We start from the raw sequence: 25,769 nt of genomic DNA on the forward strand, positions 1-25,769 counted from the left end.
TTGTCGTTGATGCTAGCGCTCGGGTTCAGCGCTACCGTGGGCCATGGAATCGTGTTGAGCACGAGAACTCGCGGGTCAGAGGGGGCGCATCATGGCGAGAGGTTCCAGCGCGTCGGCCGCGAAGGAGAGCCGGCAGCCCAAGCCGCCGAAGCTGCCTCGCAAGCCGGCATCCGCGCTCGCGGAGCGGTACACGACGGTCGACGGCTTCAGCGTCTTCTACCGCGAATCTCCCGACCCGACTCCGGACGCCCGCGTGATGGTGCACGTGCACGGCTTCGGGCTCTCCGGTCGCTACCTCCTGCCGACGGCACAGGTGCTGTCGGACGAGTTCCACACCCTCGTTCCCGACCTCCCGGGGTTCGGTCGCAGCGCCAAGGCGGGCGCGCTGCTGGACGTGCCCGACCTCGCGCACGCCGCCGCCCGGTTCCTCGACAGCATGGGCATCGAGAGGGCGACCCTCGTCGGCAACTCGATGGGATGCCCGGTGATCTGCGAGTTCGCATACCGGTACCCCGAACGCATCGACCGTGCAATTCTGGTGTCCCCCGCCGGCGGGCTCTACAACCAGCCGCTGCGGCGCGCGATGGCACAGCTCACCAAGGACGGTCCGCGCGAGCCACGGAAGATGGTGACTGTCGCCACCCCCGACTACCTGCGCTTCGGAGTCCCGAGCACGTTCAAGATGTTCAAGGCCCTGACCGAGTACCCCACGCTCGAGCGCCTTCTCGCGCTCACCATCCCCACTCTGGTCGTGCTCGGGGACCGGGACCCCCTCCTGCCGGGGCCGGAGCGCGTCAAAGAGGTCGCGGCGCAGACGGACAATCATGTGCTCGTGGTGCGGATCGAAGGCGCCGCGCACGCCATCAACTTCAGCCATCCCGGCGAGCTGTCCAACGTCATCCGGCTGTTCATGGAGGACAAACCGATCGTGGATGACCCCGACTCCCCCGGCCAGGCGACCGTGTACGAGATCCACCGAGGGACGTACCACCCGCCAGCGCAGGCTGGTTAGGACCGCTCCAACACCGCGTGGAATCGCTCGGGAAGCACCACGTTCTCCGGCGCGCCGCGGAAGAGCGGTGCCACCTGGTCGGGCGTGTACCCGGCGATGCCGCATCCGACCTCGGTGACGAGGAAGCGCAGTTCCGGATGCTGGGCGGCGAAGTCGAGGAAGCGCTCGACGCCCTCCGCCATCGTGGGAAGCCCGCTCATCGTGTCGATGCCGTAGGACTGGCCCTGCAGCCCGTCGCCCTGGCCCCACACCGCGCCGAACCGCTCCACAGCGGTCGCCGCCGCACCTGCCCCGTGCGCACCCGATGCGTTGGAGCCGAACACGAAGATCTCGCCGGGTCGAAGCGTCTCGATTCTCATGGCGGCAGGGTACGCCCGTTTCTCAGGTCGAGATCGAGAATCCGCCGTCTGCCTTGAGCAGCTGACCCGTGACCCAGCGACCCCGGGGCGACACGAGGAAGGCCACGACATCCGCGACGTCGGCGGGCCGGCCCAGCCGTCCCCCCGGCTGCATTCCCGTGAGCGCGGTGCGCACCTCGTCGTCCATCCACCCCGTGTCGATCGGGCCCGGGTTGAGGGCGTTCGCGGAGATGCCGCGCGGACCCAGCTCGCGGGCGGCGGAGATCACGATCCTGTCGAGGGCGCCCTTGCTTGCGCCGTAGGGGAGATTGCCGGTGGTGTGATCGCTGGTGAGGGCGACGATGGCCCCGCCGCGATCGGCCTGCCGGGCGAATTCGGCGATGAGCAGCCAGCTCGCGCGCGTGTTCACCGCGAAGTGCCGGTCGAACTCGTCGACGGTGGTGTCGAGGATGCCGGACTCGACGTCCCAGGCGTGGGAGAGCACCATCGCTTCGACCGTGCCGACCTTGTCCCGTGCGGCCGCGAAGAGCAATGCCGCGGCCTCCGGCTGTTCGAGGTCGGCGGGGATGTCGACCACCCTTGCGCCGAGGGAGCGGACCTCGTCGATCACGTCGTGGAGCCCCGCTGCCGCATCCGTCCCGAAGATCGCCTCATCGGCCGGCTGCCATCGGCTCACGGCGAGGTCCCAGCCGTCGCGCGCGAGCGAACGCGCGATGCCGGCCGCGATGCCCTGCGGACGACCCACCCCGGTGATGAGCGCAACGGGCTTCACGACGCAACCGTGGCGGCGGCGATGTGGCGGGCGGTGTGAGCGCGGTAGGTCTCGGCGTTTCGGAGGATGCCGGCGCGCTCCTGGTCGGAGAGTTCGCGGCGCACCTTGCCCGGTACGCCGGCGACCAGGGATCCGGGCGGGATGACAGACCCCTCGAGCACGACCGCTCCACCGGCGATGAGGCATCCGTCGCCGATGACCGCACCGGAGAGGATGACGCTGCCCATGCCGATCAGCGTTCCATCGCCGATCGTGCAGCCGTGCACGACGGCGTTGTGACCGACCGACACGTTCTCGCCGATCACTACCGGATGCCCGGCATCCACGTGCACCGAGACGTTGTCCTGGATGTTGCTGCCGGCACCGAGCGAGATGCTGTCGCTGTCGGCCCGCAGCACGGCGTTGTACCAGACGCTGGCCCCCTGGGAGAGGGAGACGGCGCCGATGACTCGGGCGCCCGAGGCGACGAACGACCCGGCATCCAACCGGGGGGACGCCCCTTCGAGGGCGAGGACACTGGCATCGGAGGCGATGGTCATCCTCCGACCCTAGCCGCCCGGAATCCCGGCCCCCGAACCTGTCTCCGGGGCCTGGTTAGCCCAGCCTCAGCTTGCTTGCGGAATGCCTCAGCGTGAGTAGCGTTGCACTCAGAATTCACGATCGACGCACTCCGGAGGGCGACATCATGAGCAAGACCCACACCATCTCGACCACCGCCAGCGACCCCACCGTCGCTGCTGCGGCGTCCCAGTTCCTCTCCCCCGTCGTGCTCGGGCTGCAGGCGCTGACGATCAACGGCAAGCAGGCCCACTGGCACGTCCGCGGCTCGAACTTCGTCGGGGTGCACGAGCTGCTCGACACCATCGTGGCCCACGCCGGCGACTGGGCCGACACCGCCGCGGAGCGCATCGTGGCCCTCGGCCTGCCGATCGATGCCCGTGTGCAGACCGTGGCGGCGAAGGCCAAGGCGACCGAGGTCCCGGCCGGGTTCACCAGATCCGATGAGCTCATCCGCGACGTCATCGCCGACATCGACGCGATCCTCGTCGACCTGAAGACCGCCATCGACGGCCTCGGCGAGGTTGACGTCACGAGCCAGGATGTCGCGATCGAGATCATGCGCGGCCTCGACAAGGACCGGTGGTTCCTCTTCGCCCACGTCAGCGAGTAGGCCCACGTCAGCGAGTAGGCACGACACACGCCGAGAAGCCCGCGGGGACCGCCCCGCGGGCTTCTTCCGTTCCGTGGCGGGCGTCGCGGCTCGTTAGCCGTGCTGCAGGAAGGCCAGCACGGCGAGCACGCGGCGGTGGTCGGTGCCGGACTCCTCGAGCCCGAGCTTCTGGAAGATCGCGCTGACGTTCTTCTCCACCGCTCCGACGCCGATGAACAGGCGCTCGGCGATGGTTCCGTTGCTTCGGCCCTCCGCCATCAGCTCGAGCACATCCCGCTCCCGGGGGGTGAGTGCGGCGATGGGGTCAGGGCGGGCGGCGAGCAGCTGCCGCACCACGAGCGGATCGAGCACCGTCCCACCGTCGTGCACTCGGCGTACGGCGTCGGTGAACTCGTCGAGCGAGGTCACACGGTCCTTCAGCAGATAGCCGATCCCGCCTTCTCCCCCGGCCAGCAGCTCGCGGGCATAGACGCCCTCGACGTACTGGCTGAGCACCAGGATGCCGATGCCCGGCACCTCCTTGCGCAGCTGCAGCGCGGCGCGGATGCCCTCGTCCCGGAAGTCGGGAGGCAGCCGCACATCGAGGATCACGACGTCCGGCTGCGTGCCCAGCACCCGCGCGACGATGTCATCGGCGTCGCCGAAGGCTCCGGCCGTGACGTAGCCCGCCTCGTCGAACAGCCGCACGAGCCCCTCGCGCAGCAGCACCGAGTCCTCCACGAGCACGATGCGCAGCGGGCCTGCAGGCGGCGTCATGCCCCCACGATAGGACGCGCTCACGCCGAGCCGACCGGCGAGAGGGGGCCTGCGGCAGCGAACCGGGGTTCTGCGGCGGAACCGGGGAGCGGGATGTGCGCCCCCACGGTGGTGGGCCCGCCCGTCGGGCTCTCGACGATCAGCACGCCCCGCAGGCCGTGCACCCGGTCCCTGAGCCCCTCGAGCCCATGGCCCGGGCTCATGTGGGCACCGCCCGCTCCGTTGTCCACCACCCAGACGTCCAGCATCCACGGCGAACCGGCAGCCGGCGCGCGGAGCGCGGCCTTGAGTGCGACGCCGCTCGCTCCGGAGTGCTTGACGGCGTTCGTCAGCAGCTCCGCGACGATGAAGTACACGTTTCGAGCCACGTCCGCCCCGACCGCGGTGTCGACCGCGGGGTCGATCTCCGCCGTCACGCTCAGCGGGCTCTCGGAGGCGAGCGCCGACAGCGCGGCGGCCAGGCCGCGGTCCTGGAGAAGGGGCGGTGCGACGCCGCTGGACAGCGCTCGCAGCTCGTCGAGCGCGGCCTTGGCCTGGCCGCGGGCCTCTTGAGCGAGTCGCGTGGCTCCCTCGGTGTCACCGGATTCGGCTCGGCGCTCGAGAGCGGCGAGGTCCATCTGCAGGCGGACGAGGCGCTGCTGCGGACCGTCGTGGATGTCGCGCTCCAGGCGTCGCAGCGACACGTCCTCGGCATGGACGGCGGCGCCCCGTGCGGCGGCCTCGGCCCGCACCTCCTGCGCCAGGGCATCGGTCCGCCAGGGGCCGAGCATCGCCTTCGCCACGGCGTGGTGCACCCACGCGAGCCCGTACAGCACCCAAGGCAGGGTGACGGCGCAGATCACGCCGGCGATGAGGTACAGCACGACCTCGACGCCCCGTGGGTCCAGACCGCCGAACAGCCACGGCAGCGCCTCGGCGACGTTGTCGCCCCAGACCCCCGCACCATCGCCGCGCGGGATGAACATTCCCCAGAACCAGTACGTGAGCCCACCGAGGCTGATGCTCAGCCACGCGACCGTGAGGGCGAAGGTGATCGTGCTGATGATGGGGCTGACGATCATGCCGTGCAGCAGGTACAGCCAGTAGTGCCCGTTGCGGAGCGGACGGGTCAAAGTCATCCAGAACCCCGACGCATCCGTGCGATCGCGGTTCCAGGCGGGCTTGTCGATCGGCTCCTGGCCGGTCAGGCGCAGGAGGAATCGATCCGCGACGCCGAAGCCGCGGGCCACGAGCAGGGTGCCGACGACGATCGGCAGACCGATCACGATGGCCAGCAGCCCGATCCCCGTCCAGAACAGCGCGGCGAGCACGCTGATCGAGACCATGGCCACGACGAAGATGACGAGCAGGTACACGGCGCTGCCCGGGGTCCTCTTCCACAGCGTGCCGTAGGAGGGCATGGCTCCCTGGATCGGGGCGGCACCTGGCTGCGCCCCGCGCTGAAGCTGGGGGTCAGTGGTCATGGCGGTCATCGGTCTCTCCCTCGTGCGTCTTCAGGGCAGGTCTCTGCCCGGGTTCGATGACCAGGAACTGTCCCATCATGCCCTGGTCCTCGTGCCACAGCAGGTGGCAGTGATACATGTACGGCGTCGTCGGATCCGCGTAGTCGTCGAAGCGGACGAGCAGGCGGTAGGTGCGGTCCCACTCGAGCGCGATCGTGTCCTTGTACCCGGCCAGATGGGGAGGCGGCGGGGATCCGTCGATGCTGAGGATGCGGAACTGCGTGTCGTGCACATGGAAGCTGTGCGGCAGCGGATTCGTGTTCGTGACGCTCCATACCTCGCTGGTGTCGACGGTGGCCACGAAGTCGGTGCGCGTCATGTCCATCTCGCGGTCGTTGATGTCATGACCCGACATCTCGAACGAGCGCTCCGCGGCGGCGGCTCCCGCGTCGGGAGCCGGCAGCGTGGTCAGCGCGGCGGGGACCTCCGGCGACGGCGAGAGGGATGCCGCGGCGCGGAGTTCGAGCACGTCGAAGGCGTCGCCTCCCGCGTGCAGGTCCGGGTTCGGGGCGTCCGAGCGCAGCACCACGGATTCGCCTGGTGCCATCCTCACCACGATCTCGGCCCGCTCCCCCGGCGACAGGGCGATGTGCTTCGATCGGACGGGAGCCGACAGCAGCCCGCCGTCCGTGGCGATCAGTTCGAACGGCCGGTCATCGGCGAACGCGAAGTCGTACATGCGTGCGCTCGAGCCGTTCAGCAGCCGCAGGCGCACGCGTTCGGTCGAGACGTCGAGGTAGGGGCCGACGATGCCGTTCACGAGGATGGTGTCGCCCAGCGCACCGTCGAACTGCTCCACGCCGCCGGTGAAGCCACCGGCCTGGTTGAACGAGCGGTCCTGCACGATGAGAGGAAAGTCGTCGACTCCATAGTCGCGGGGCAGGTCCAGCGCCGCCTCCTCGTCATCGCGCACCAGGAACATGCCGGCCAGTCCCGCGTCCACCTGAGCACGCGTCTCCTCGTGGAGGTGCGGGTGGTACCAGAGCGTCGCCGCGGGCTGGTCGATGGTCCATTCCGGGTGGGCGGCCTCGCCGGCCGGGACCACTTGGTGCGGTCCTCCGTCCTGTGCGGCTGGGAGGTGCATGCCGTGCCAGTGCAGGGTGGTGGCGGCATCCAGGTCGTTCTGCAGATCGACGCGCACCCGTTCGCCCCGGGCGGCCACGAGCGTGGGCCCGAGGTAGTCGCCGTTGTACCCGAGAGTTGCGGCTTCACCCTCCGGCACGAATGCCGTGCGCGCCTCATCCGCGGTCAGCGAGAAGATCCGGATGTCGCCCTCCATGCGCGACTCCGCCAAGGCGGGAAGGCGGAGCGGCTGGGTGAACTCGACGCCACCCGGTTGCGGCGGAGCCGGCCGGAACAGGGCGGAGCAGCCGCCCAGCAGCAGGGGCAGTGCGACGCCGATCGCCGCGATCGAGGCGAGGCTCGCAGCCACAGCGCCCGGGCGGCGCGCGCCCGTCCGGGAGAGGCCCGGCGGAAGATCGCCGTCCGGTGCATCCTGGGAGAAGACAGTCGTTTCAGGCATGCATCCAGCCTCGCCACGAAGGCCCGGTTGCGGCATCCGGCGACCTGGCGGATGCGGAGGGGGGCTGTCCCCCGTTACCTGACGTGCGTCAGGCGTCCGCCGAGCGTCGTCGCAGCCACCGTCATGTTGCGCAGCTCCGGCTCGGACGCTGTCAGCGGGTCGCTCTCGCACAGCGCGAGATCGGCGATGCCGCCCGGTTCGATACGCGCCGTGCTCCCGCCCGTCCCGCCGTGCGTGGAGGCCGCAATGGCTGTCGCGATGTCGATTCCCTGGTCGGGGTGCCACGGCTCACGGCCGTCCCGCGTGCGGGAGACCGCGGCCGCGATGGCCGCCCACGGGTCGAGCGGCGACACGGGCGCATCGGAGCCGAAGAGCATCGTCGCACCGGAGTCCGCGAGGAGGCGCAGCGGGTAGGGAACCGCGGTCTGCTCGGCCCAGATGCTGTCGGTGACGTCACGATCATCGATCGCGTGCTCCGGCTGCACGCTGGCGCCGACGCCGAGACGGGCGAACCGAGGGATGTCGGCGTGCGCCACCAGCTGTGCGTGCTCGATGGTGCCGGTCGCCCCGCTGACGGCGAATGCGTCGAGCGCGTTGGAATTGGCCACGTCGCCGATGGCGTGGATCGCGCACGACAGACCGGCGCCCGTGGCCGCCGTCATCAGACCGAGCAGCATCTCGGGCGACACGGTGAGCATGCCGTGGTTGTGCGGATCGCCGCGATACGGCCGAGAGCAGGCGGCCGTCCGCGTGCCGAGTGAGCCGTCGGTGATCACCTTGAGTGATCCGACGTGGACGAGATCGGATGCCGCACCGCGCACGGGATCGCCGGTGCCGAGACCCTCGGCGATGGCCCGATCGAGAAATTCGGGATAGATGCCGAACTCGACGCGCAGCGCGTCGAATCCCCCGGCCAGACGGCGGGCCCACGACCCCTCGTTCCACGCCATGTCCAGATCGACGATGCCCACCACGCCGCGGGATGCCGCATCCGCCGCCATCCGCGCGACAAGCCGGTCGCCCATGGCGGGTTCGACGTCGTTGAGCCTCCGTGAGATCTCGAAGGCGGGCGTCTCTCGCAGCAGGCCGATGCCGTCCGGCTCGTGTCCTTCCCGGCGGAGCGCCGCGGTGTTCATCCACACGCTGTGCACATCGGCGTTGATCAGGTACGTCGGGATGTCGCCCGTGGCCTCGTCGAGCACCGACAGGCTGGGGCTGTCGGGCCACAGCGCATCGCGGAAGCCGGTGCCGATCCGCCGCCCATCAGTGAGCACCGGAGCTGCGCCCATGATGCGGGCGGCGTGCGCGGCCGAGCGTGCGGAGCCGAGGTCTTCACGCTGCGCGGCGAGGGCCCACTGCACGACGTGCACGTGATGATCCCACAGCCCGGGAACGAGCCAGGCGCCCTGGGCGTCCAGCACCGCGCCCCGAGGTGTCAGGGATCCGATCGGCGCGATGTCTGCGATGAGGCCGCCTTCGAGGAAGACGTCGAACGGACCATCGGTCGGCAGCAGTTCCCGACCACCACCGGCGATCCGCGCGTTGCGGATCGTACCGACCGTCTCGCCTGGACTCTGCGATGTGCCGGCCGTCACGACCGGTCCATCGCGTCGCGGGCGCGGCGCATCTCTGTCGCAAGACTCGCGTTGGCGTAGGGCCCGCCACCGCTGAGCTGCGCGATCACCGTTTCGACGACGTCCGGTGTCCGGTTCTGGCTGAGCTTTCGCTTGGCGACCACGCGCGTCGGTGTCAGGCGGAAGCCGACGGTGCCGCGCTCCATCCGCTCGATGAATGCGGCGTCGTTCGGGCGCTCCCACATGAGGCGAGGATCGGGCATCCGTCCCTCGAAGCGCGCGACCAGCCGGTCGAGCACCTGCAGGTTCTCCTCCGGCGTCAGCACCTCCGGAACCCCGCTCAAGTGCGCCGACACGAAATTCCACGTGGGCACGCTCTGCACATCGCCGTACCAACCGGGCGAGATGTATCCGTGCGGACCCTGGACGACGACGAGCAGCTCCCGCTCGCCCAGCCCGTGGATCATGTCGTCCGGCTTGCCGACGTGGCCCACGACGGTCAGGTCATCGCGGTCGGCGTCCAGCAGCACGGCGTAATGCGACGCGACGAGACCATCCGGGGTGTCACTGACGAGGGTCATCCACGGGTTCCGGTCGATGAGGCGGCGGAGCTCGCCCACATCGGTCAGGGCGAAGCTCGGGTTCTGGCGCATGCTCCCAGCCTATGAGACCGCCTGGGCGCGCAGCGCCCGTCACTTCTGCCGGCCTGGGCGTGCACCGCCCGTCACTTCTGGCAGGACGGACACCAGTACAGCTTGCGCGCGCCCATCTCCTCCATCACGATCTCGGTGCCGCACACGCGGCAAGGGAGCCCCGCGCGGCGGTAGACCCAATGCCGGTCCTCACGGCTGGCCATCGCCGCCCGGTACGCCTCGGGATCCAGGTCGTCCATTGTCATCATCTGGCCCGTCTCGACGCCGATCGCGAGCAGCCGCACCCAGTCGCGCCAGAGTTCGCGGACGAGCTCCTCCGGCACCACACGCCCGGGGGTGTGCGGATCGAGCAGCGCGCGATAAAGCAGCTCGGCGCGGTAGACGTTGCCGATGCCGCTGACCACCGACTGGTCCATCAGCAGCAGGCCGATGGGCGTCGGCTTGCGGCGCACCACCTCCACGAATCGCTCCTCGCCCTCGGCCACGTCGTCGACCAGTGGGTCGGGCCCGAGCTTGGCGATCGTGGCCTGCACCTGGTCGGAGGTCTGCAGCTGGCATGCCGTCGGCCCCCGCAGGTCGGCGCAGGTGACGGCCGTCATGAGGCGCAGGCGCACCTGACCCACGACGGGGGGCGGCCAGTCGGCACCTTCATCGTCGAGGCCGGTGGTCTGCTCCGACATCCGCACGTGCACCCGCGCCCGGCGCGGCGCACCGATCGAGCTCAGCGAGTTCTCGCCCGCGTCGTCGAGGATCTCCTCCTCGAGCACGGTGCCCCGTTGATTCGTCTGTCCCATGCGCCCATTCGCCGAGGCGATCGTGGCGTCCGCGACGATCTCGCCGGCGAAGTCCCACGCGCCGTACATCCCGAGGTGCACCCGCAGCCACTCGTCGCCGTCGAACTCCAGGAACATCTGCTTGCCGACGGCCCGGGCCGAGAGCGCCTCGCGGCCGTCGAGCACGGCCGCTCCTTCGACGAAGCGGCCCTGGGGACTGCTCGCAGAGACGATGCGGCCGACGTAGTTGCGATCGAACTGGCGTGCGATGCGGTGGACGGAATGCCCTTCGGGCATCAGCCCGCCTCGGGGTCGAACGCGTCGGACGACTCTCCGCCGCGCGGCCCCGGTGCCCGAGGATCAGGCTGAAGAGCGCCATCGATCTCGTACGCGGCGATCTGCGCGATGCGGCGCGCGTGCCGCTCGTCGCCGGAGAACGGTGTCGCGATGAACCGGTCGATGAAGGCGACGGCCTCATCGAACGTGTGCTGGCGGGCGCCGACGGCGATGACGTTCGCGTCGTTGTGCTCGCGCGCCAGCTCGGCGGTCGCGATGCTCCAGACGAGGGCGGCGCGCACGCCCCGCACCTTGTTCGCCGAGATCTGCTCGCCGTTTCCCGACCCGCCGAAGACGACCCCGAGCGTTTCGATGCCGTCGGCCTGGTCGCGCACGACCGCCTGCGCGGCGCGGATGCAGAAGGCCGGGTAGTCATCGAGCGGCTCGTAGTCGAGCGGGCCGTGATCGATGACCTGGTGTCCCTGATCGCTCAGGTGGTGCATCAGCTGCGTGGAGAACTCGAGGCCGGCGTGGTCGGTCGCGATGTGGATGCGCATGCGGTCAATCCTAGGGAGCCAGGCCAGAGGCGGCCGGTCGGAAGCCGGCCCTGATGTTCTCGCAGCAGCCCGGCCGGCAGACATCGAACCACGGGCCGAGCGCGGTCTCGTGCGGCCGTGCCGCCGCGGGTGTTCCCTGCAGTCGCTCCTCGATCAGATCGACGAGCCCCGACACGTACGCGGGGTCGATCCCCGGGGTGGGCGTCCGCACGGCGCGGAGACCGGCCTCAGCGGCGGCATCCATCGCCTCGGTGTCCAGATCCCACAGCACTTCCATGTGATCCGACACGAACCCGAGGGGGACGATCGCGACGGCGCGCGCGCCCTCTGCCGGCAGCTCGGCGATCACGTCGCACACGTCCGGCTCGAGCCAGGGCTGCGTCGGCGGACCGGAGCGGGACTGGTAGACGAGCTGCCACGCGATCCCGCCGGCTTCGGGGACGTGCTCGGAGACGCTGGCCATCACGCGTGCCGCGACCGCGGTGTGCTGGGTGGCGTACGCGCCCTCTTCGCCCCAGTCGACGTCCCGGGGCCCCGAGCGGCGGGCGTCGTCCATCGGCACGCTGTGGGTCGAGAAGAGGACGCGGATGCCGCCGGCGTCGATCCCCTCCGCCAGGAACTGCTCTATCGCCCCTCGCACCCCGTCGATGAAGGGCTGGACGAAACCCGGGTGGTCGAAGAACTGCCGCACCTTGTCGATCGTCACCGAGCCGGCGAGTCCCGTCTCGGTGAGCACGCGGGCGAAGTCCTCGCGATACTGGCGGCAGCTCGAGAAAGAGCTGTAAGCGCTGGTCGCGAGGGCGAGCAGCGCGCGATCGCCGGCGGATGCGGCATCCCGCACCGCCTCGTCGAGATACGGGGCCCAGTTGCGGTTGCCCCAGTACACCGGCAGCGCGTGCCCCCGGGCCTGCAGCTCCCGCTCGAGCGCCGCCTTGAGCGCGCGATTCTGCGCGTTGATGGGGCTGACGCCCCCGAAGTGACGGTAGTGGTGCGCCACCTCTTCGAGACGCTCGTCCGGGATGCCGCGGCCGCGCGTCACGTTGCGAAGGAACGGGATCACGTCCTCCTGTCCCTCCGGGCCTCCGAAGCTCGCGAGCAGGATCGCGTCGTACGCGACGGGCTCTTCGACATGCGCGGCCCCGGACTGCACGGCGGGCGACCCGAACGGCACCGTCTCGACATCCGTACTCGTTCTCACACGCTCTGCGGCCACCCGTCCATCCTGACACCTCGCGGAAGGGGGGAGGCCGACACCGCTGTCGTAGGCTGGTGGGGTTGTCGATGGTGCATCAGAAGCGCGCCGTCGTCCCCATCCTCAAACCTGGGAGTTCCGCAGTGCCTGGAGATAACCTCACCCGCATCGAAGCGCAGGAACGCCGCGCGATCATCGACCCGTCGACAAGCTCAGGAACCGGCACCTCGTATGACGTGCAGCTGGACCTCATGAGGGGCGAGGAGGTCTTCGGATCCCGCACGGTGGTGCGATTCGCCGCCACCGCGGGCGCCGACACCTTCATCGACCTGATCGCCGGCGCGGTGCACAGCATCACGCTCAATGGCGTCGACGTGCCGGTCTCTGCCTTCGACGACTCGCGCATCGCCCTCACCGGCCTGCAGAGCGAGAACGAGCTGATCGTCGAGGCGGACTGCCTCTACACCAACACCGGCGAGGGCCTGCACCGCTTCGTCGACCCGGTCGATGGAGAGGTGTACCTCTACACGCAGTTCGAAGTGCCCGATTCCCGCCGCGTCTTCGCGGTGTTCGAGCAGCCCGACCTCAAGGCCACCTTCCGATTCACGGTCACCGCGCCCGAGCCGTGGGCCGTCGTCTCGAACTCTCCGACCCCGGAGCCGAAGAAGCACGGAGACGGCAGCGCCACTTGGCGGTTCGAGCCGACGCCGCGCATCTCGTCGTACATCACCGCACTCGTTGCAGGCCCGTACGAGTCGACGTTCTCCGAGCTGACGAGCGCATCGGGCCGCGTCATCCCACTGGGCGTCTACGCCCGCAAGAGCCTGTGGCAGCACTTGGACTCGGACTACATCTTCGACAAGACGCGCGAGGGCTTCGCGTACTACGAGGAGAAGTTCGATTACCCCTACCCGTTCGCCAAGTACGACCAGCTCTTCGTGCCTGAGTTCAACGCCGGCGCCATGGAGAACGCCGGTGCGGTGACCTTCACCGAGAGCTACGTCTTCCGCAGCAAGGTCACCGACGCCATCAAGGAGCGCCGCGTCGTCACGATCCTGCACGAGCTCGCCCACATGTGGTTCGGCGATCTGGTGACCATGAAGTGGTGGAACGACCTGTGGCTCAACGAGTCGTTCGCCGAGTGGGCGTCGACGATCGCCACGGCCGAGGCGACGGAGTGGAAGGAGGCGTGGACGACCTTCAACGCGATGGAGAAGACCTGGGCGTATCGCCAGGACCAGCTCCCGTCCACGCACCCGGTCGTCGCCGAGATCAACGACCTCGAGGACGTGCAGGTCAACTTCGACGGCATCACCTACGCCAAGGGCGGATCGGTGCTCAAGCAGCTGGCCGCGTGGGTGGGCATCGAGGCCTTCTTCGGGGGCGTTGCCGAGTACTTCAAGAAGAACGAGTGGGGCAACACCGAGCTCGTCGACCTGCTCAGCGAGCTCGAGACCACGAGCGGCCGCGATCTGACCACGTGGTCGAAGAAGTGGCTCGAGACGGCCGGCGTCAACACGCTCTCGCCGGTGATCGCCGAGGCCTCCGATGGCACGATCACCCGGTTCGCGATCACCCAGACGGCCCCCGCGGACTACCCGACCATCCGCCCGCACCGCCTGGGCGTCGGCTTCTACAACGTGCAGAACGGCGCGCTCGATCGGGTGCACAAGGTGGAGCTGGACGTCGACGGCGACCTCACCGAGGTTCCGGAGCTGAAGGGCCAGAAGCGCCCGGACCTCGTGCTGCTGAACGACGAAGACCTCGCGTACGCGAAGATCCGCCTCGATGACCGGTCGCTGAAGACGGCGATCGCGCACCTCGGCGACATCGCGGATCCGCTTGCTCGCTCGCTCGTGTGGGGGGCCGCCTGGGACCAGACGCGCGACGCCGAGGCGTCGCCCAGCGACTACGTAGACCTGGTGCTGCGCAACATCGGCCGCGAGAGCGAGTCGACCACGGTGCGGACGACCCTGGGACAGCTGCAGCTCGCGGCGAACTCCTACGTCTCGCCCGAGAAGCGCGATGCGACGCGCCTGAAGGTCGCCGACGGCCTGTGGCAGCTCGCGCAGTCCGCCGAGGCCGGCAGCGACAGCCAGCTGCAGTTCGTGACCGCCTTCGCGAGCGCCGCCTCGACCCCGGAGCACTGGGAGATCGTGCGCGCCCTGCGCGACGGCGAGACCACGCTCGAGGGACTCGACGTCGACACCGACCTTTCGTGGCAGCTGCTTATCTCGCTCGCCGCGGGTGGCGTGGCGGATGCCGCGCAGATCGACGAGGCCCTCGCCGCCGACAACACCGCGAAGGGCGGGGAGTTCGCCGCGCAGGCGAAGGCGTCCATCCCCACGGCGGAGGCGAAGCGCGCCGCGTGGAACTCGCTGATCGACACCGACGATCTGCCGAACACGATCGTGCGGTCCACGGCCCTCGGGTTCCAGCATCCCGCCACCGTCGCGCAGCTCGGCGCGTTCGTGCAGCCCTACTTCGACATGCTGCTGCCGATCTGGGAGTCCCGCACCTACAAGATCGCGGAGTATCTGATCGCCGGCCTCTACCCCGCTCCGCTGGCCAACGTCGCCCTCCGCGATGCCACGCGCGCGTGGCTGGCCGCGAACCGCGACGCCGCTCCGGCGCTGCGGCGCCTCGTCGACGAGAACCTCGCGGGCGTCGAGCGCGCGCTCGCCGTGCAGGACAAAGACGCGGAGTAGGACTCGCCGGTTCCGAGAACGGCACGAGCGGATGCCGCGCGCCCAGGTGGCGCGCGGCATCCGTCGTTAGGATCGAAACGATGCGCATTCTTCCCCTCGCAACCGTTCCGAACCCCAGTCCCGCGCCCACAGCCGAGTCGATCATCTGGACCGATCTGCTCCAGTTCCTGACCGACGCCGGCTGGAACATCCTGAAGGTCGCCGGGATCGTCGTGGGCGGTATCGTCCTGGCCTGGATCCTGAAGCTGGTCATCCGGCGGGTGGTGTCGCGCATCGTCAACGGGGCGAAGTCGAAGGCCCAGGTGGACGACACCCGCGCTCTCGATCGATCGCCCCTCGCCGCGGTTCGACTGGTGCAGCGAACACGCACCCTCGGGTCCATCCTGCAGAACGTCGTGAACGTCACGATCGTCATCGTCGGGCTGGTGCTCATCCTGAGCGTGCTGGCCCCCACCGCCCTGGGATCGCTGACCCTGCTCACCGCGGCGATCGGCGCGGGACTCGGCTTCGGCGCGCAGAACATCGTCAAGGACGTGCTGAACGGCATCTTCATCGTGGCGGAGGACCAGGTCGGGATCGGCGACGTCGTGGACCTCGGCCTCGCGACGGGCATCGTGGAGTACGTCAGCGTGCGGGTGACGAACGTCCGCGACGTGAACGGCACGCTGTGGTACGTGCGCAACGGCGAGATCACCCGCATCGGCAACATGTCGATGGGCTGGTCGCGCGTCATCGTCGACCTCGCGGTGCCGGTGGACGCGGACATCGAAGAGGTGGAGGGCACGATGCTGGAGACGGCGCTGGCCCTGTCGAAGGATCCGAAGTGGCGCACCCGGGTTCTCGAGAAGCCCGAGGTGTGGGGCCTCGAGTCCGTCACGGGCGATGCCCTCGTCATCCGGCTCGTCATGAAGACCCGGTCCAACGCGAAGGACGACGTCGCGCGAGAACTGCGGATGCGGCTGAAGAAGGCCATCGACAACCTCGGGCTCACGCTCCCCCAGCTGAACTCCACGACGCTCAGCGGCATCGAGGGAGCGCAGCGCGTTCGGGGCGCCAACCCGCCGAAGACGAAGCCGACCGCCGTCACGGAAGCGCCACCTCCCGCCCGCCCCATCTGGCGCGCCAAGAAGACGCCACCGCACACCCCCGAGGCCCCGAGCGACGGTGACGCATGAGCTTCTACGACGAGGTCGGCGGGCACGAGACCTTCGTGCGCCTGGTGGATGCCTTCTACCGCGGCGTCGCGGACGATCCGGTGCTCAAGCCGATGTACCCAGAGGACGACCTCGGCCCCGCGGCCGAGCGACTCACGCTCTTCCTCGAGCAGTACTGGGGCGGACCGGGCACGTACAGCGAGACGCGGGGACACCCGCGACTTCGGATGCGCCACGCCGGCTTCCACGTCAACCCCGACGCCCGCGATCGCTGGCTCTCGCACATGCGGGCGGCGGTCGACGAGCTCGACCTCTCGCCGCTGCACGAGGCGACGCTGTGGGACTACCTTCAGCGTGCCGCCCTGGCCATGGTGAACACCTTCGAGCCGACGGGCATCGGCCCCTCGGCCGAGGGCCGCGCCGCCTCCTCGCTTCCGATCAACCCGCCGACGAAGGAGTCGCCATGACCGCCGCCCCCGCCGAATACGCCACCGATGTGCTCGTGATCGGATGGGGGCTCGCGGGGCTCGTGGCCGCCTCCGAGGCGCTCGCGGCAGGCAAGCGCGTCGTGATCCTCGACCAGGAGCCGCGCACGAACCTCGGCGGCCAGGCGTGGTGGGCGTTCGGCGGGCTGTTCTTCGTCGACTCGCCCGAGCAGCGGCGGATGGGCATCAAAGACTCCCTCGAACTCGCCCGTCAGGACTGGCACGGCAACGCGGGATTCGACCGCACCGAGGACGAGTGGCCGAAGCGATGGGCGGAGGCCTACCTGCAGTTCGCGGCGGGCGAGAAGCGCGCATGGCTGCGGTCGCTCGATGTCGGGTTCTTCCCCGTGGTCGGCTGGGCCGAGCGAGGCGGGTACACCGCTCTGGGACCGGGCAACTCCGTGCCGCGGTTCCACATCACGTGGGGCACCGGACCCGGCCTCGTGGCGCCGTTCCAGGCGATCCTGGAGCGGGCCGAGCTCGAGGGCCGCGTCACGATCCTGCCGCGGCACCGGGTGTCCGTCCTGCGCGGCACCGCCGGGGCGATCGTCGGCGCGGCCGGCGACATCCTCGCCCCGTCCGGCGCCGCGCGCGGGCTGCCCACATCCAGGGAGGTCGTCGGATCGTTCGAGGTGACGGCGGGCTCCACCGTCGTGTCCTCCGGTGGCATCGGCGGCAACCACGACCTGGTCCGCGCGCAATGGCCGGCCCGCCTCGGCACGCCACCCGCGTCGATGCTCACCGGCGTCCCGGCCTACGTCGACGGGTCGATGGTGCCGATCGCGCAATCCGGCGGCGCGCGCCTGGTGAACATGGACCGGATGTGGCACTACGTCGAGGGCATCCAGAACTGGAATCCGGTCTGGCCGTCCCACGGCATCCGCATCCTGCCCGGCCCGTCCTCCCTGTGGCTCGACGCCACCGGTCGACGTCTGCCGGTGCCCCTCTTCCCCGGCTACGACACGCTCGGGACTCTCGCGCACCTGCGCCAGACGGGGCACGACCACTCGTGGTTCGTGCTGTCACGGCAGATCATCGAGAAGGAGTTCGCCCTCTCCGGCAGCGAGCAGAACCCCGACCTGACGGGCAAGAACGTCAAGCTGCTCCTGTCCGAGCGCCTCGGCAAGGGACCGATGGGGCCCGTCCAGGCGTTCATGGACAAGGGTGAGGACTTCGTGGTGCGCGACAGCCTCGCGGACCTCGTCGCCGGTATGCGGGCGCTCCCGGGAGGCGACGCGCTCGATGCCGACCGCGTGATCGCAGAGGTCGAGGCACGCGACCGGGAGATCGAGAACGACTTCACGAAGGATGCCCAGATCGGGATGCTGCGCTCCGCGCGGGCGTATCGCGGCGACCGCCTTATCCGCACCGCGACGCCGCACCGCCTGCAGGACCCGAAGGCAGGCCCGCTCATCGCGGTGAAGCTGCACGTGCTCACCCGCAAATCGCTGGGCGGCATCGAGACCGACCTGCACGGCCGGGCGCTCGGAGCCGACGGTGCGCCGATCCCCGGACTGTACGCCGCCGGCGAGGCGAGCGGATTCGGCGGTGGCGGGATGCACGGGTACCGCGCGCTCGAGGGCACGTTCCTGGGCGGATGCCTCTTCTCGGGGCGTCAGGCCGGCCGCGCCGCGGCCGAGTCGGCCTAGGGGCGGTCGGAAGGACCCGGGGAGCTTGTCGCCGGTCGTGCCGGCCGGCGCGCCGGCTCGCGCCGCGCGGAGATGCCGGCGGCTACTGCGACCGGCCGGTCGTGCGAACGGCCGTCAGACCGATGGCCGCCGGACCGCGCACCAGCAGGTGGCCTCGCAGCAGGCTGACGCGAGTCCACGGTCCGGCCGTGAACACGCGCGCACTCTCGCCACCGGAGATGAAGCCCAGCGCGACGGCAGCGAAGGCCACGCCGAGCGGCAGGTCGCCCCATTCGGCAACCGGCTCTCCCCACACCCCGGCGCGTATCCGCTGCACGACCTCCTCGCCGGCATCCGCGGGCAGCGCCGAGGCGACGCGGGCCATGCCGTCATGCGCCTGGGCAGCGAGGGCGGCCGCGTCGAGTTCGCCGGCCGGTGCCCATCCCGCGCGGGGCGGAGAGACGCCGGCCCAGGCGGCCCGGATCGCAGTATCCGGAAGCGTGATGTCGGTCGGCAGGGATGCCGGCTGCAGCAGAGCGGCGTCGACGGTCAGGTCGCACTCGAGCTCGGGATCGACCGCGAGCGTGCGCAACGCGAGCACCGTGGGTGTCGGGTCGACGAGGTCCCGCGGCACCAGCGGGGCGGCGGTCATGGCCAGGACGCCGTCGGAGGCGCGGAGCCGCACGGACGAATCGGCGAGGCGGGCGGCCCGCGCCGCGAAGGTGAGAGCGTCGTCGCGGCTCTCCTGATCGACGAAACGGAGGCGCTCAGACATCCCCCATAAACTACACTCCGTGACCGAAACCCGTGACGTAGACAGTGCCGCCGCGTCGGTCTCATTCATGCTGGCGACGCTTGATCTCACGCCCACCGACGATCCGTCGGGTCTGGAGGCGTTCGTCGGCGGCTCCGAGCCGATGCCGCACGGCCGGGTGTTCGGCGGACAGGTGCTCGCGCAGTGCGTGATCGCGGCGAGCCGCACGGTGGACGATGACCACGCGGTGCACTCGATGCACGGGTATTTCCTCCGGCCCGGAGATCCCGACGAGGAGATCCGCTTCACCGTGGACCGCATCCACGACGGCCGATCGTTCGCCGCCCGGCGTACCCAGGCGTTCCAGGGCGGCGTGCCGATCTTCTCCATGATCGCTTCCTTCCAACGGCACGAGGAGGGCCTGGAGCACTTCGTGCCGATGCCCGACGGCATCCCGGACGCCGAGGACGTCCCCGCGATCGAGGAGGTGATGTCGTTCGAGCATCCGCTCACGCGTCGTCTCATCCAGGATCGCCCGGTGGAGCTGCGTCACGTGTCGGCACCGATCTACCTCCAGCCCGATCCCGAGCGCTCCGCGTCCCAGGCGCTGTGGATCCGCGTGCGGCGCCCTCTCCCCGATGAGCCCACCCTGCACGCGGCCGTCCTCGCCTACATGACGGACATCTCGATCCAGGAGCCCATCCTCCGCGCGCACGGGCAGGCGTGGTCGAACCCGCGGTTGAAGCTGGCGAGCCTCGATACGGCGCTGTGGTGGCATCGACCCGGGCGCGTGGACGAGTGGCTGCTGTATGTGCAGGAGTCCCCGAGCGCCAGCAGCGGGCGGGGTCTCGCGACGGGCCGACTCTATTCGCGCGACGGTCAGCTGGTGGCGAGCGTCGCCCAGGAGGTCGTCATCCGGATCGCCGACTCGGGCGGCAGGCGCTAGGGCGAGTCCGGATCTGCTCCGACCTGCCGACGGCCACCGCCCGCGGGCGAGCGCTTAGCGGCGGAGTCGGATGGGCTCGTCGAGGTACTCCTCGAAGGCTCCGCGCTCGTCCGGACTGAAACGCACCGGCCTGCCGGAGGCGGCATCCACCTTCACGACCACCGTCACGGCGCGGGCGTACACGACCTGCGGAGGCGTCTCCACGGGGCTGCAGATCTCGTAGCAGACCTCGAGGCTGGAGCCGCCTACCTTGCCGAACCACATCTGCACATCGAGCGGATGCCGCTGGTACGGCACCGGCTGCAGGTAGACGATCTCCTGCCGCGCGATGAGCGTGAGCAATCCGCTCGCGTGGCCGGACTCCAGCACCGCGGTCGAAGGGGCGACGGGACCCTCATCGGCTCGCCAGAAGGCGCGCACGCGTGCCTCTTCGAGGAGCTTCAGCATCGACGTGTTGTTCACGTGGTTGTACGCGTCGAGGTCACCCCATCGCAGATGGATGGGGATGTGGATGCGGGGACGCCCGGGCGTCCCCGCATCGTTGGTGTCAGTCACGGGTGAGCTTGCGGTAGGTGGACCGGTGCGGCTTCGCCGCGTCGGCGCCCAGGCGCTCGATCTTGTTCTCCTCGTAGGCCTCGAAGTTGCCCTCGAACCAGTACCAGTTGTCCGGGTCGTCTTCGGTGCCTTCGTAGGCCAGAATGTGCGTGGCGATGCGGTCGAGGAACCACCGGTCGTGCGTGATGACGACGGCGCAGCCGGGGAAATCCAGCAGGGCGTTCTCGAGGCTGCCGAGCGTCTCGACGTCCAGGTCGTTCGTCGGCTCATCCAACAGCAGCAGGTTTCCGCCCTGCTTCAGGGTGAGCGCGAGGTTCAAGCGGTTGCGCTCGCCGCCGGAGAGCACGCCGGCCTTCTTCTGCTGGTCGGGTCCCTTGAAGCCGAACTGCGAGACGTAGGCCCGCGATGGGATCTCGACCTTGCCGACCTGGATCCAGTCCTGGCCGTCGGAGACGACCTCCCAGAGGTTCTTGTTCGGGTCGATCCCGCCGCGGCTCTGGTCGACGTAGGAGATGTCGACGGTCTCCCCCACCTTGAGGTCCCCGCCATCGAGGGGCTCGAGCCCGACGATCGTCTTGAACAGCGTCGTCTTGCCCACGCCGTTCGGGCCGATGATGCCCACGATGCCGTTGCGAGGCAGTGTGAAGGTCAGGTCGTCGATGAGGATGCGGTCGCCGAAGCCCTTCTTGAGCTTCTTGGCCTCGAGCACGAGCTGGCCCAGTCGGGGACCGGGCGGGATGACGATCTCGTCGAAGTCGAGTTTGCGGGTGCGGTCGGCCTCCGCCGCCATCTCCTCGTAGCGCGCAAGGCGCGACTTCGACTTGGTCTGGCGACCCTTTGCATTGCTGCGCACCCACTCGAGTTCGCTGGCGAGGCGCTTGGCGAGCTTCGCGTCCTTCTTGCCCTGCACCTGCAGGCGTTCCTGCTTCTTCTCGAGGTAGGTCGAGTAGTTGCCCTCGTAGGGGTAGAGGCGGCCGCGGTCGACCTCGCAGATCCACTCGGCGACGTGGTCGAGGAAGTACCGGTCGTGCGTGACGGCCAGCACGGCGCCGGGGTACTTGGCGAGGTGCTGCTCCAGCCACAGGACGCTCTCGGCGTCGAGGTGGTTCGTGGGCTCGTCCAGGAGAAGGAGGTCGGGCTTCTGCAGCAGGAGCTTGCACAGCGCCACGCGACGCTTCTCACCCCCCGACAGATTCGAGACCACCGAGTCCGGCGGCGGGGTACGCAGCGCATCCATCGCCTGCTCGAGCTGGGAGTCCAGATCCCAGGCGTCTGCGGCGTCGATGTCCTCCTGCAGGGTGCCCATCTCGGCGAGCAGTGTGTCGAAGTCGGCGTCGGGGTCAGCCATCAGCCCGGAGATCTCGTTGAAGCGGTTGATCTTGCCCATGATCGGCCCGACGCCCTGCTGGACGTTCTCGAGCACCGTGAGGTGCTCGTCGAGCACGGGCTCCTGCATGAGGATCCCGACGCTGTACCCCGGCGACAGCTTCGCCTCGCCGTTGCTGGGCGTGTCGAGGCCGGCCATGATCTTGAGGATCGTCGACTTGCCGGCGCCGTTCGGGCCGACGACGCCGATCTTCGCACCGGGCAGGAACGCCATCGTGACGTCGTCGAGGATCACCTTGTCGCCGACCGCTTTGCGGGCGCGCACCATCGAATAGATGTATTCAGCCATAACCTCTCCAGTCTATTGGCCGGGTGCTCCCCACCAGCGACGCCCCCTCCAGACCGCACGCGGCGACCGGTGCCTCGCGGGGTGTGTATAACCCGGTGCAAGCGCGAGAGCGGCCATATGAAGAGTGCGGCTACCCGAAATGGCCATCCGCCCGCCTGCGGGCACGCACGCTCAGGAGCGCGCTCACCAGCGCTCTCTTGCCGTGGGCTCGATGCCGAGACCCGCGGCCTCGCACAGGGGAGCGTGTTCCCGAGTGAATAGCCCGCCTATCGACTCGTGTCTCCCTTCCGCACGAAAGCTCGCCGCATGATCGTTCTCTCCCGCGTCCGCCAGTTCATCCGTGGACGCGGTGAACTCCTCGCCTCGATCCCTCTCGACGACCTGAGAAGGGCCTATTGGGAGCAGCTGAGCCTCGCCGAGGCGGCAGCCTTCGACGGCTACTTCGCCACATCCAGGACGCACCACCGCTCCGCGGCACACCACCTCAGGGAGCTCGATCGCCGCGGGGAAACCGCGCTCCCGGCACACCCGACGTCCGATCGCACCTCCTCCCCCGAGACCGCCTGAGGCGCGCCGCCGTCGTCGCGAGCGAGCTCGACCCTCCGCCGGCCCCGTAGCGCTCCGGCGCGTCACCAGGCGATCTCACCAGTCGATCAGCCGTGTCTCCCCTACGAGGCAGCCGCCCCCTTCCAGGCCCGGGGCGACAACCGTGACCGGATCCCCCGTAGCGGGTCCGACTTGACCGATCAGACACTCGCCCTTCCACAGCACCGAGAACTGGATGCTCTCGGCGGGGTTGCCTACGGTGGATGCGTCATCGGTCACCTGCATCGCGGCCTTGTCGAAACCACCGGCCGCCAGCGCGTCGATGTACGCCCGGCCCTCGGTGCGGCGGTCACTGGCCCACACGGCGGCGGTGATGGCGGCGAAGAACGGGAGATTGTCGGCGGCCGAGCCGTCCGGCTGAAGCGCGGGCGCCGGCTGCGGGCTCGGGCCGACGTCGGTCGACGGCGAGGCGTTCGTTGCACCGGGTTGCGGGGCGGTCGACGAGGTCGAAGGCGGGGGTGTCGGATCGCCCGTGCACCCCGACAGCGCGAGGGCGGCAGCGATCGTGACGCTGGTCACCACCGCCGAAGACCGGCATCGGCGGGGGTGGCGAGTCACGCACAGAGTCTATGGCCGCCACCCCCGACCGCCATGGATGCGCCGGAGCGCAGCCGCCGTCCTCAGGGCGCGCGCGTCAGAATGGCGCCGCAGTGGCGGCGAGCTCGTCTGCGTTGGGGTCCACCGTGCTCCAGTCGGTGACGACGGACTGCCCGGGCGCGCTCCAGCCGCCGGAATCCGTCTCGCCCTGATTCTGCAGTGCGTCGACCTCGGCCGGATCCACCGGCGGCTGGTCGGTCTCGTCCTTGCGGAAGCGCGTGGTTCCCCAGAGCAGGTCGTGTCCCGCGGCCTCGGCGTCGATCTCGGCGGCGAACCCCTTCTTGATGCCGTTGTCCCACTCGCGCAGATGCAAGCGCCCCGTCACGATCACCCGCTCGCCGCGATGGAAGGACTCGTAGACGTGCTCGGCCAGGGCGCGGAAGGCCGAGACCGTGTACCAGTTCGTCTCTCCGTCGATCCAGCCTCCGGTGGCGCGGTCGAATCGGCGCTGGCTGCTGGCCACCCGGAAGCTCGTGATCACGACCCCGGCCGCTGTGACCTTGCGCTCCGGCGGCGTTCCGATGTTTCCCGTGATGGTGATGGTGTCACTCATGTTCGATTCCTTTCCGCGGGGACCCTCCCCGCTGTTCGGGCGTCGGCGTGCCCTGCCGACGCCCGAACTGCACCCAGAGTGCGGGGTGCGGGCACCCGGGGAGGGCGAAAAGCGCGGGTTGTGGGACGAGAGAGGTCATGCCCGCCTGGGGAGGAATCCCTGACTCGGGTCACGGATGCCCGCGGCGGTCACAATGTCGGGGGTCGTAGATATGTTCGATGCGACGAAGGGAATCCACCATGACGATGCAGCTGACAGCCGCCGCGGCGGCTATGGGGACTGATCAATCCGTGCCCCGCCTCTCCGCCGGGGCACGGGAGCGGCTGCAGCCGGCCGGCCATGACCTCTGGCGGGTGCTCGACCCGTCAGGGCACGTGATCGGTCACGTGCAGAGTTTCAGCCATCCCCTCGGTGTGCGCTTCCGTGCGAAGAGGTATCACTCGCCGTCCACGCGATTCCGCGACCTCGGCGAGTTCTGGTCGGCGGATGACGCCGTCGCATCCCTGCGGTACTCGTCGTGACTCAGATGACGGAGGAAAGCGAATCGGTGCCCTCGAACGCCACACCGTCCGACACGTCGCCCCAGGCCTCCGCCAGGGTGTCCACGGCGCGTTCGATGGTGTGGCGAGAAACGGTGAACGGAATGCGCAGGTGCCGTTCGTGCCCCCCGTCCACCGAGAAGCGCGGGCCTGCGGAGAGAAGCAGGCCACGCCGGCGGGCGCTCATGACAAGGTTGGAGCTGAGCGGCTCTCCCAGTCCGACCCAGAGCGAGACCCCACCGTGAACTGCCGGTACGTCCCATTCCGGCATCCGCAGCGCGAGGGCGGCCATCGCCGCATCACGGCCCTCCCGGAGCAGCCCGGAGCGCTGCGCCAGGATCTCCGCCATCTGTCGGAAGAGATGCTCCGCGACCGACTGTTCGAATTCCGGTGTGCCGAGATCGTGCGCGGTTCGCGCCGCCACCAGGCGCCTGATGACGTCCACCTCTGCGCGGATCCAGCCGATGCGCAGCCCACCCCACACCGTCTTGCCGAGAGATCCGATTGTGACCAGCCCGACACCGCCCATGGCCTCCGCCACGCTCGCGAACGGAACCGAAGACCGAGGACGATCGATGTCGAGTTCGGCCGTCGTCTCGTCGATGATCAGCGTCGCACCCGCCTGCCGGGCCGCTTCGGCGAAACCAACCCGCTCGTCGCGCGTCATGGTCGAGCCCGTCGGATTCTGGAAGTCGGGCATCAGGTAGGCGGCGCTGGGCACGGCGCGACGAAAGGCGTGCTCGGCCCGTTCCAGGTCCCAGCCATGGCCGCTGACCACGGGCACGCCGACGAGCCTCGCGCCCCGCCGCCGGAACGCCTCGGCTGCGTGCGGATAGGTCGGTGTCTCGATGACGACTCGATCCGCTCTCGAGACGAACAGCGACGCCACGAGGGCGATGGCGCTCTGCGCGCCGTTCGTCACCATGATCTGAGACGCAGTGGTCGGGAGCCCACGCTCGACGTAGTGCGCGGCGATCGCCTCCCGCAGCGCCGGTCTGCCGACGACGTCGTACCCCGTCCGGGACACCAGGGAGGCGGCGTTGGCTGCCGCGTCCCCGTAGGCCGCGGCCAGCCCTGGCCAGGCCGAAGGGCTCGCCTGCTGCAGATCGACCACGCCCTCGGACGCGGGAAATCCGCCGGGGGCGCTGCCGCCCAGCGGTAACGTCACGCTTCCGGACCCTCGATGGCTTTCGATGTGACCACTGTCGCGGAGGCTGCGGTACGCGGCGGCCACCGTCGTGCGACTCACCCGCAGCCGGGCGGCGAGCTCCCGTTCCGCGGGGAGCGCTGTGCCGGGGGCGAGGCGATTATCGAGGCAGAGCAGCCGCACGCTGTCCGCGATGGCCTCGTAGGCAGGCTCGCGGGTGCGCCACGGTCCGAGCAGGTTCTCGAGAGTGCGCGCGGAAACGCGGGAGTCCATCATGGGGCCACTATACCGATATTGGCCTCT

Annotated in this window: 26 protein-coding genes; 9 read left to right on the top strand and 17 right to left on the bottom strand. The window is 69.6% G+C overall.

Annotated elements, in window-relative coordinates; all coding sequences use genetic code 11:
• The first annotated feature begins 91 nt into the window (after positions 1–91).
• A complete protein-coding gene (locus ACPW96_RS11815) occupies positions 92–1,012 on the top strand; it encodes an alpha/beta fold hydrolase (RefSeq protein WP_425883293.1) in 921 nt (306 codons plus the stop codon).
• Here the strand turns inward: ACPW96_RS11815 and ACPW96_RS11820 are convergent.
• Genes ACPW96_RS11820 through ACPW96_RS11830 form a run of 3 tightly spaced genes read right to left on the bottom strand, consistent with a single transcriptional unit; the run spans position 1,009 to position 2,682 of the window.
• Positions 1,009–1,371: an A1S_2505 family phage non-structural protein gene (locus ACPW96_RS11820; RefSeq protein ID WP_425820471.1), complete on the bottom strand. Its 363-nt coding sequence runs from the start codon at positions 1,369–1,371 to the stop codon at positions 1,009–1,011. The two genes, ACPW96_RS11815 and ACPW96_RS11820, sit on opposite strands and share 4 nt — an antisense overlap.
• Before the next feature lie 22 nt (positions 1,372–1,393).
• Positions 1,394–2,143, bottom strand: a complete 750-nt coding sequence (locus tag ACPW96_RS11825) for an SDR family oxidoreductase (RefSeq protein WP_425883295.1) — start codon at positions 2,141–2,143, stop codon at positions 1,394–1,396.
• Entirely contained in the window at positions 2,140–2,682 is a 543-nt protein-coding gene (locus ACPW96_RS11830) for a gamma carbonic anhydrase family protein (protein WP_425883297.1), read from the bottom strand. Before ACPW96_RS11830 ends, ACPW96_RS11825 begins: the two co-directional genes overlap by 4 nt.
• A gap of 146 nt (positions 2,683–2,828) precedes the next feature.
• Between ACPW96_RS11830 and ACPW96_RS11835 the strand changes: the two genes are divergently transcribed.
• Positions 2,829–3,314 carry a Dps family protein gene (locus ACPW96_RS11835; RefSeq protein ID WP_425883298.1) on the top strand — a complete coding sequence of 162 codons (486 nt, stop codon included), beginning with the start codon at positions 2,829–2,831 and terminating at the stop codon, positions 3,312–3,314.
• A gap of 93 nt (positions 3,315–3,407) precedes the next feature.
• Here ACPW96_RS11835 and ACPW96_RS11840 read toward each other — a convergent pair whose 3' ends face one another.
• The 8 genes from ACPW96_RS11840 to ACPW96_RS11875 form a co-directional block, all read right to left on the bottom strand.
• Positions 3,408–4,049, bottom strand: coding sequence for a response regulator (locus tag ACPW96_RS11840; RefSeq protein WP_425883394.1), 642 nt, complete (start codon positions 4,047–4,049; stop codon positions 3,408–3,410).
• A gap of 41 nt (positions 4,050–4,090) precedes the next feature.
• On the bottom strand, positions 4,091–5,542 hold the full coding sequence (locus ACPW96_RS11845; protein WP_425883299.1) for a sensor histidine kinase: 1,452 nt from the start codon (positions 5,540–5,542) through the stop codon (positions 4,091–4,093).
• Positions 5,523–7,094, bottom strand: coding sequence for a multicopper oxidase family protein (locus tag ACPW96_RS11850; protein WP_425883300.1), 1,572 nt, complete (start codon positions 7,092–7,094; stop codon positions 5,523–5,525). Before ACPW96_RS11850 ends, ACPW96_RS11845 begins: the two co-directional genes overlap by 20 nt.
• Before the next feature lie 74 nt (positions 7,095–7,168).
• On the bottom strand, positions 7,169–8,689 hold the full coding sequence (locus ACPW96_RS11855) for an amidohydrolase family protein (protein WP_425883301.1): 1,521 nt from the start codon (positions 8,687–8,689) through the stop codon (positions 7,169–7,171).
• A complete protein-coding gene (locus ACPW96_RS11860) occupies positions 8,686–9,321 on the bottom strand; it encodes an FMN-binding negative transcriptional regulator (RefSeq protein WP_425820463.1) in 636 nt (211 codons plus the stop codon). Before ACPW96_RS11860 ends, ACPW96_RS11855 begins: the two co-directional genes overlap by 4 nt.
• A 71-nt stretch (positions 9,322–9,392) precedes the next feature.
• Positions 9,393–10,391: an Fpg/Nei family DNA glycosylase gene (locus ACPW96_RS11865; protein WP_425883303.1), complete on the bottom strand. Its 999-nt coding sequence runs from the start codon at positions 10,389–10,391 to the stop codon at positions 9,393–9,395.
• Positions 10,391–10,927, bottom strand: coding sequence for a ribose-5-phosphate isomerase (locus ACPW96_RS11870; RefSeq protein ID WP_425820461.1), 537 nt, complete (start codon positions 10,925–10,927; stop codon positions 10,391–10,393). Before ACPW96_RS11870 ends, ACPW96_RS11865 begins: the two co-directional genes overlap by 1 nt.
• 10 nt (positions 10,928–10,937) lie before the next feature.
• Complete coding sequence (locus ACPW96_RS11875) at positions 10,938–12,077, bottom strand: ferrochelatase (protein WP_425883395.1); 1,140 nt, start codon at positions 12,075–12,077, stop codon at positions 10,938–10,940.
• 185 nt (positions 12,078–12,262) lie between these two features.
• Here ACPW96_RS11875 and pepN point away from each other — a divergent pair, with 185 nt between their 5' ends.
• The 4 genes from pepN to ACPW96_RS11895 all read left to right on the top strand — a co-directional run bounded on the left by pepN (position 12,263) and on the right by ACPW96_RS11895 (position 18,115).
• The gene (gene pepN / locus ACPW96_RS11880) at positions 12,263–14,827 is read left to right on the top strand and encodes an aminopeptidase N (RefSeq protein ID WP_425883305.1); all 2,565 of its coding nucleotides are present in this window, start codon (positions 12,263–12,265) and stop codon (positions 14,825–14,827) included.
• An 80-nt stretch (positions 14,828–14,907) separates the two neighbouring features.
• A complete protein-coding gene (locus ACPW96_RS11885; RefSeq protein ID WP_425883307.1) occupies positions 14,908–16,002 on the top strand; it encodes a mechanosensitive ion channel family protein in 1,095 nt (364 codons plus the stop codon).
• On the top strand, positions 15,999–16,448 hold the full coding sequence (locus ACPW96_RS11890; protein ID WP_425820457.1) for a globin: 450 nt from the start codon (positions 15,999–16,001) through the stop codon (positions 16,446–16,448). The genes ACPW96_RS11885 and ACPW96_RS11890 overlap by 4 nt, the downstream gene beginning before the upstream one ends.
• Entirely contained in the window at positions 16,445–18,115 is a 1,671-nt protein-coding gene (locus tag ACPW96_RS11895; RefSeq protein WP_425883309.1) for an FAD-binding dehydrogenase, read from the top strand. The genes ACPW96_RS11890 and ACPW96_RS11895 overlap by 4 nt, the downstream gene beginning before the upstream one ends.
• An 82-nt stretch (positions 18,116–18,197) precedes the next feature.
• On the opposite strand, the gene ACPW96_RS11900 is transcribed toward ACPW96_RS11895, so the two are convergent.
• Entirely contained in the window at positions 18,198–18,869 is a 672-nt protein-coding gene (locus ACPW96_RS11900; RefSeq protein WP_425820455.1) for a hypothetical protein, read from the bottom strand.
• A gap of 19 nt (positions 18,870–18,888) precedes the next feature.
• Between ACPW96_RS11900 and ACPW96_RS11905 the strand changes: the two genes are divergently transcribed.
• Positions 18,889–19,794: an acyl-CoA thioesterase gene (locus ACPW96_RS11905; RefSeq protein ID WP_425820454.1), complete on the top strand. Its 906-nt coding sequence runs from the start codon at positions 18,889–18,891 to the stop codon at positions 19,792–19,794.
• 54 nt (positions 19,795–19,848) lie between these two features.
• Here the strand turns inward: ACPW96_RS11905 and ACPW96_RS11910 are convergent, their stop codons facing one another.
• Complete coding sequence (locus ACPW96_RS11910; protein WP_425883311.1) at positions 19,849–20,349, bottom strand: acyl-CoA thioesterase; 501 nt, start codon at positions 20,347–20,349, stop codon at positions 19,849–19,851.
• Entirely contained in the window at positions 20,342–22,024 is a 1,683-nt protein-coding gene (ettA, locus tag ACPW96_RS11915) for an energy-dependent translational throttle protein EttA (RefSeq protein ID WP_425820452.1), read from the bottom strand. The genes ACPW96_RS11910 and ettA overlap by 8 nt, the downstream gene beginning before the upstream one ends.
• 306 nt (positions 22,025–22,330) lie before the next feature.
• On the opposite strand from ettA, the gene ACPW96_RS11920 reads away from it, so the two are divergent.
• Positions 22,331–22,591, top strand: a complete 261-nt coding sequence (locus ACPW96_RS11920; protein WP_425883313.1) for a hypothetical protein — start codon at positions 22,331–22,333, stop codon at positions 22,589–22,591.
• Between the two features lie 75 nt (positions 22,592–22,666).
• On the opposite strand, the gene ACPW96_RS11925 is transcribed toward ACPW96_RS11920, so the two are convergent.
• Together ACPW96_RS11925 and ACPW96_RS11930 are read right to left on the bottom strand one after the other, a co-directional pair.
• The gene (locus tag ACPW96_RS11925) at positions 22,667–23,188 is read right to left on the bottom strand and encodes a DUF6993 domain-containing protein (RefSeq protein WP_425883315.1); all 522 of its coding nucleotides are present in this window, start codon (positions 23,186–23,188) and stop codon (positions 22,667–22,669) included.
• Between the two features lie 76 nt (positions 23,189–23,264).
• On the bottom strand, positions 23,265–23,780 hold the full coding sequence (locus ACPW96_RS11930; RefSeq protein ID WP_425883316.1) for a single-stranded DNA-binding protein: 516 nt from the start codon (positions 23,778–23,780) through the stop codon (positions 23,265–23,267).
• A 239-nt stretch (positions 23,781–24,019) separates the two neighbouring features.
• On the opposite strand from ACPW96_RS11930, the gene ACPW96_RS11935 reads away from it, so the two are divergent.
• Positions 24,020–24,301, top strand: a complete 282-nt coding sequence (locus ACPW96_RS11935; protein WP_425883317.1) for a hypothetical protein — start codon at positions 24,020–24,022, stop codon at positions 24,299–24,301.
• 1 nt (position 24,302) lies between these two features.
• On the opposite strand, the gene ACPW96_RS11940 is transcribed toward ACPW96_RS11935, so the two are convergent.
• On the bottom strand, positions 24,303–25,742 hold the full coding sequence (locus ACPW96_RS11940) for a PLP-dependent aminotransferase family protein (protein ID WP_425883319.1): 1,440 nt from the start codon (positions 25,740–25,742) through the stop codon (positions 24,303–24,305).
• Between the last annotated feature and the right edge of the window lie 27 nt (positions 25,743–25,769).

It is taken from the genome of Micromonospora sp. DT81.3 (assembly GCF_049847225.1).
Classification (GTDB): domain Bacteria; phylum Actinomycetota; class Actinomycetes; order Actinomycetales; family Microbacteriaceae; genus Microbacterium.

Coding starts and splice junctions, on each gene's coding strand:
- ACPW96_RS11815 (WP_425883293.1), top strand. CDS start 92: ATGGCGAGAGGTTCCAGCGCGTCGGCCGCGAAGGAGAGCCGGCAGCCC.
- ACPW96_RS11820 (WP_425820471.1), bottom strand. CDS start 1,371: ATGAGAATCGAGACGCTTCGACCCGGCGAGATCTTCGTGTTCGGCTCC.
- ACPW96_RS11830 (WP_425883297.1), bottom strand. CDS start 2,682: ATGACCATCGCCTCCGATGCCAGTGTCCTCGCCCTCGAAGGGGCGTCC.
- ACPW96_RS11835 (WP_425883298.1), top strand. CDS start 2,829: ATGAGCAAGACCCACACCATCTCGACCACCGCCAGCGACCCCACCGTC.
- ACPW96_RS11845 (WP_425883299.1), bottom strand. CDS start 5,542: ATGACCGCCATGACCACTGACCCCCAGCTTCAGCGCGGGGCGCAGCCA.
- ACPW96_RS11850 (WP_425883300.1), bottom strand. CDS start 7,094: ATGCCTGAAACGACTGTCTTCTCCCAGGATGCACCGGACGGCGATCTT.
- ACPW96_RS11860 (WP_425820463.1), bottom strand. CDS start 9,321: ATGCGCCAGAACCCGAGCTTCGCCCTGACCGATGTGGGCGAGCTCCGC.
- ACPW96_RS11865 (WP_425883303.1), bottom strand. CDS start 10,391: ATGCCCGAAGGGCATTCCGTCCACCGCATCGCACGCCAGTTCGATCGC.
- ACPW96_RS11870 (WP_425820461.1), bottom strand. CDS start 10,927: ATGCGCATCCACATCGCGACCGACCACGCCGGCCTCGAGTTCTCCACG.
- ACPW96_RS11885 (WP_425883307.1), top strand. CDS start 14,908: ATGCGCATTCTTCCCCTCGCAACCGTTCCGAACCCCAGTCCCGCGCCC.
- ACPW96_RS11890 (WP_425820457.1), top strand. CDS start 15,999: ATGAGCTTCTACGACGAGGTCGGCGGGCACGAGACCTTCGTGCGCCTG.
- ACPW96_RS11895 (WP_425883309.1), top strand. CDS start 16,445: ATGACCGCCGCCCCCGCCGAATACGCCACCGATGTGCTCGTGATCGGA.
- ACPW96_RS11900 (WP_425820455.1), bottom strand. CDS start 18,869: ATGTCTGAGCGCCTCCGTTTCGTCGATCAGGAGAGCCGCGACGACGCT.
- ettA (WP_425820452.1), bottom strand. CDS start 22,024: ATGGCTGAATACATCTATTCGATGGTGCGCGCCCGCAAAGCGGTCGGC.
- ACPW96_RS11920 (WP_425883313.1), top strand. CDS start 22,331: ATGATCGTTCTCTCCCGCGTCCGCCAGTTCATCCGTGGACGCGGTGAA.
- ACPW96_RS11930 (WP_425883316.1), bottom strand. CDS start 23,780: ATGAGTGACACCATCACCATCACGGGAAACATCGGAACGCCGCCGGAG.
- ACPW96_RS11935 (WP_425883317.1), top strand. CDS start 24,020: ATGACGATGCAGCTGACAGCCGCCGCGGCGGCTATGGGGACTGATCAA.
- ACPW96_RS11940 (WP_425883319.1), bottom strand. CDS start 25,742: ATGATGGACTCCCGCGTTTCCGCGCGCACTCTCGAGAACCTGCTCGGA.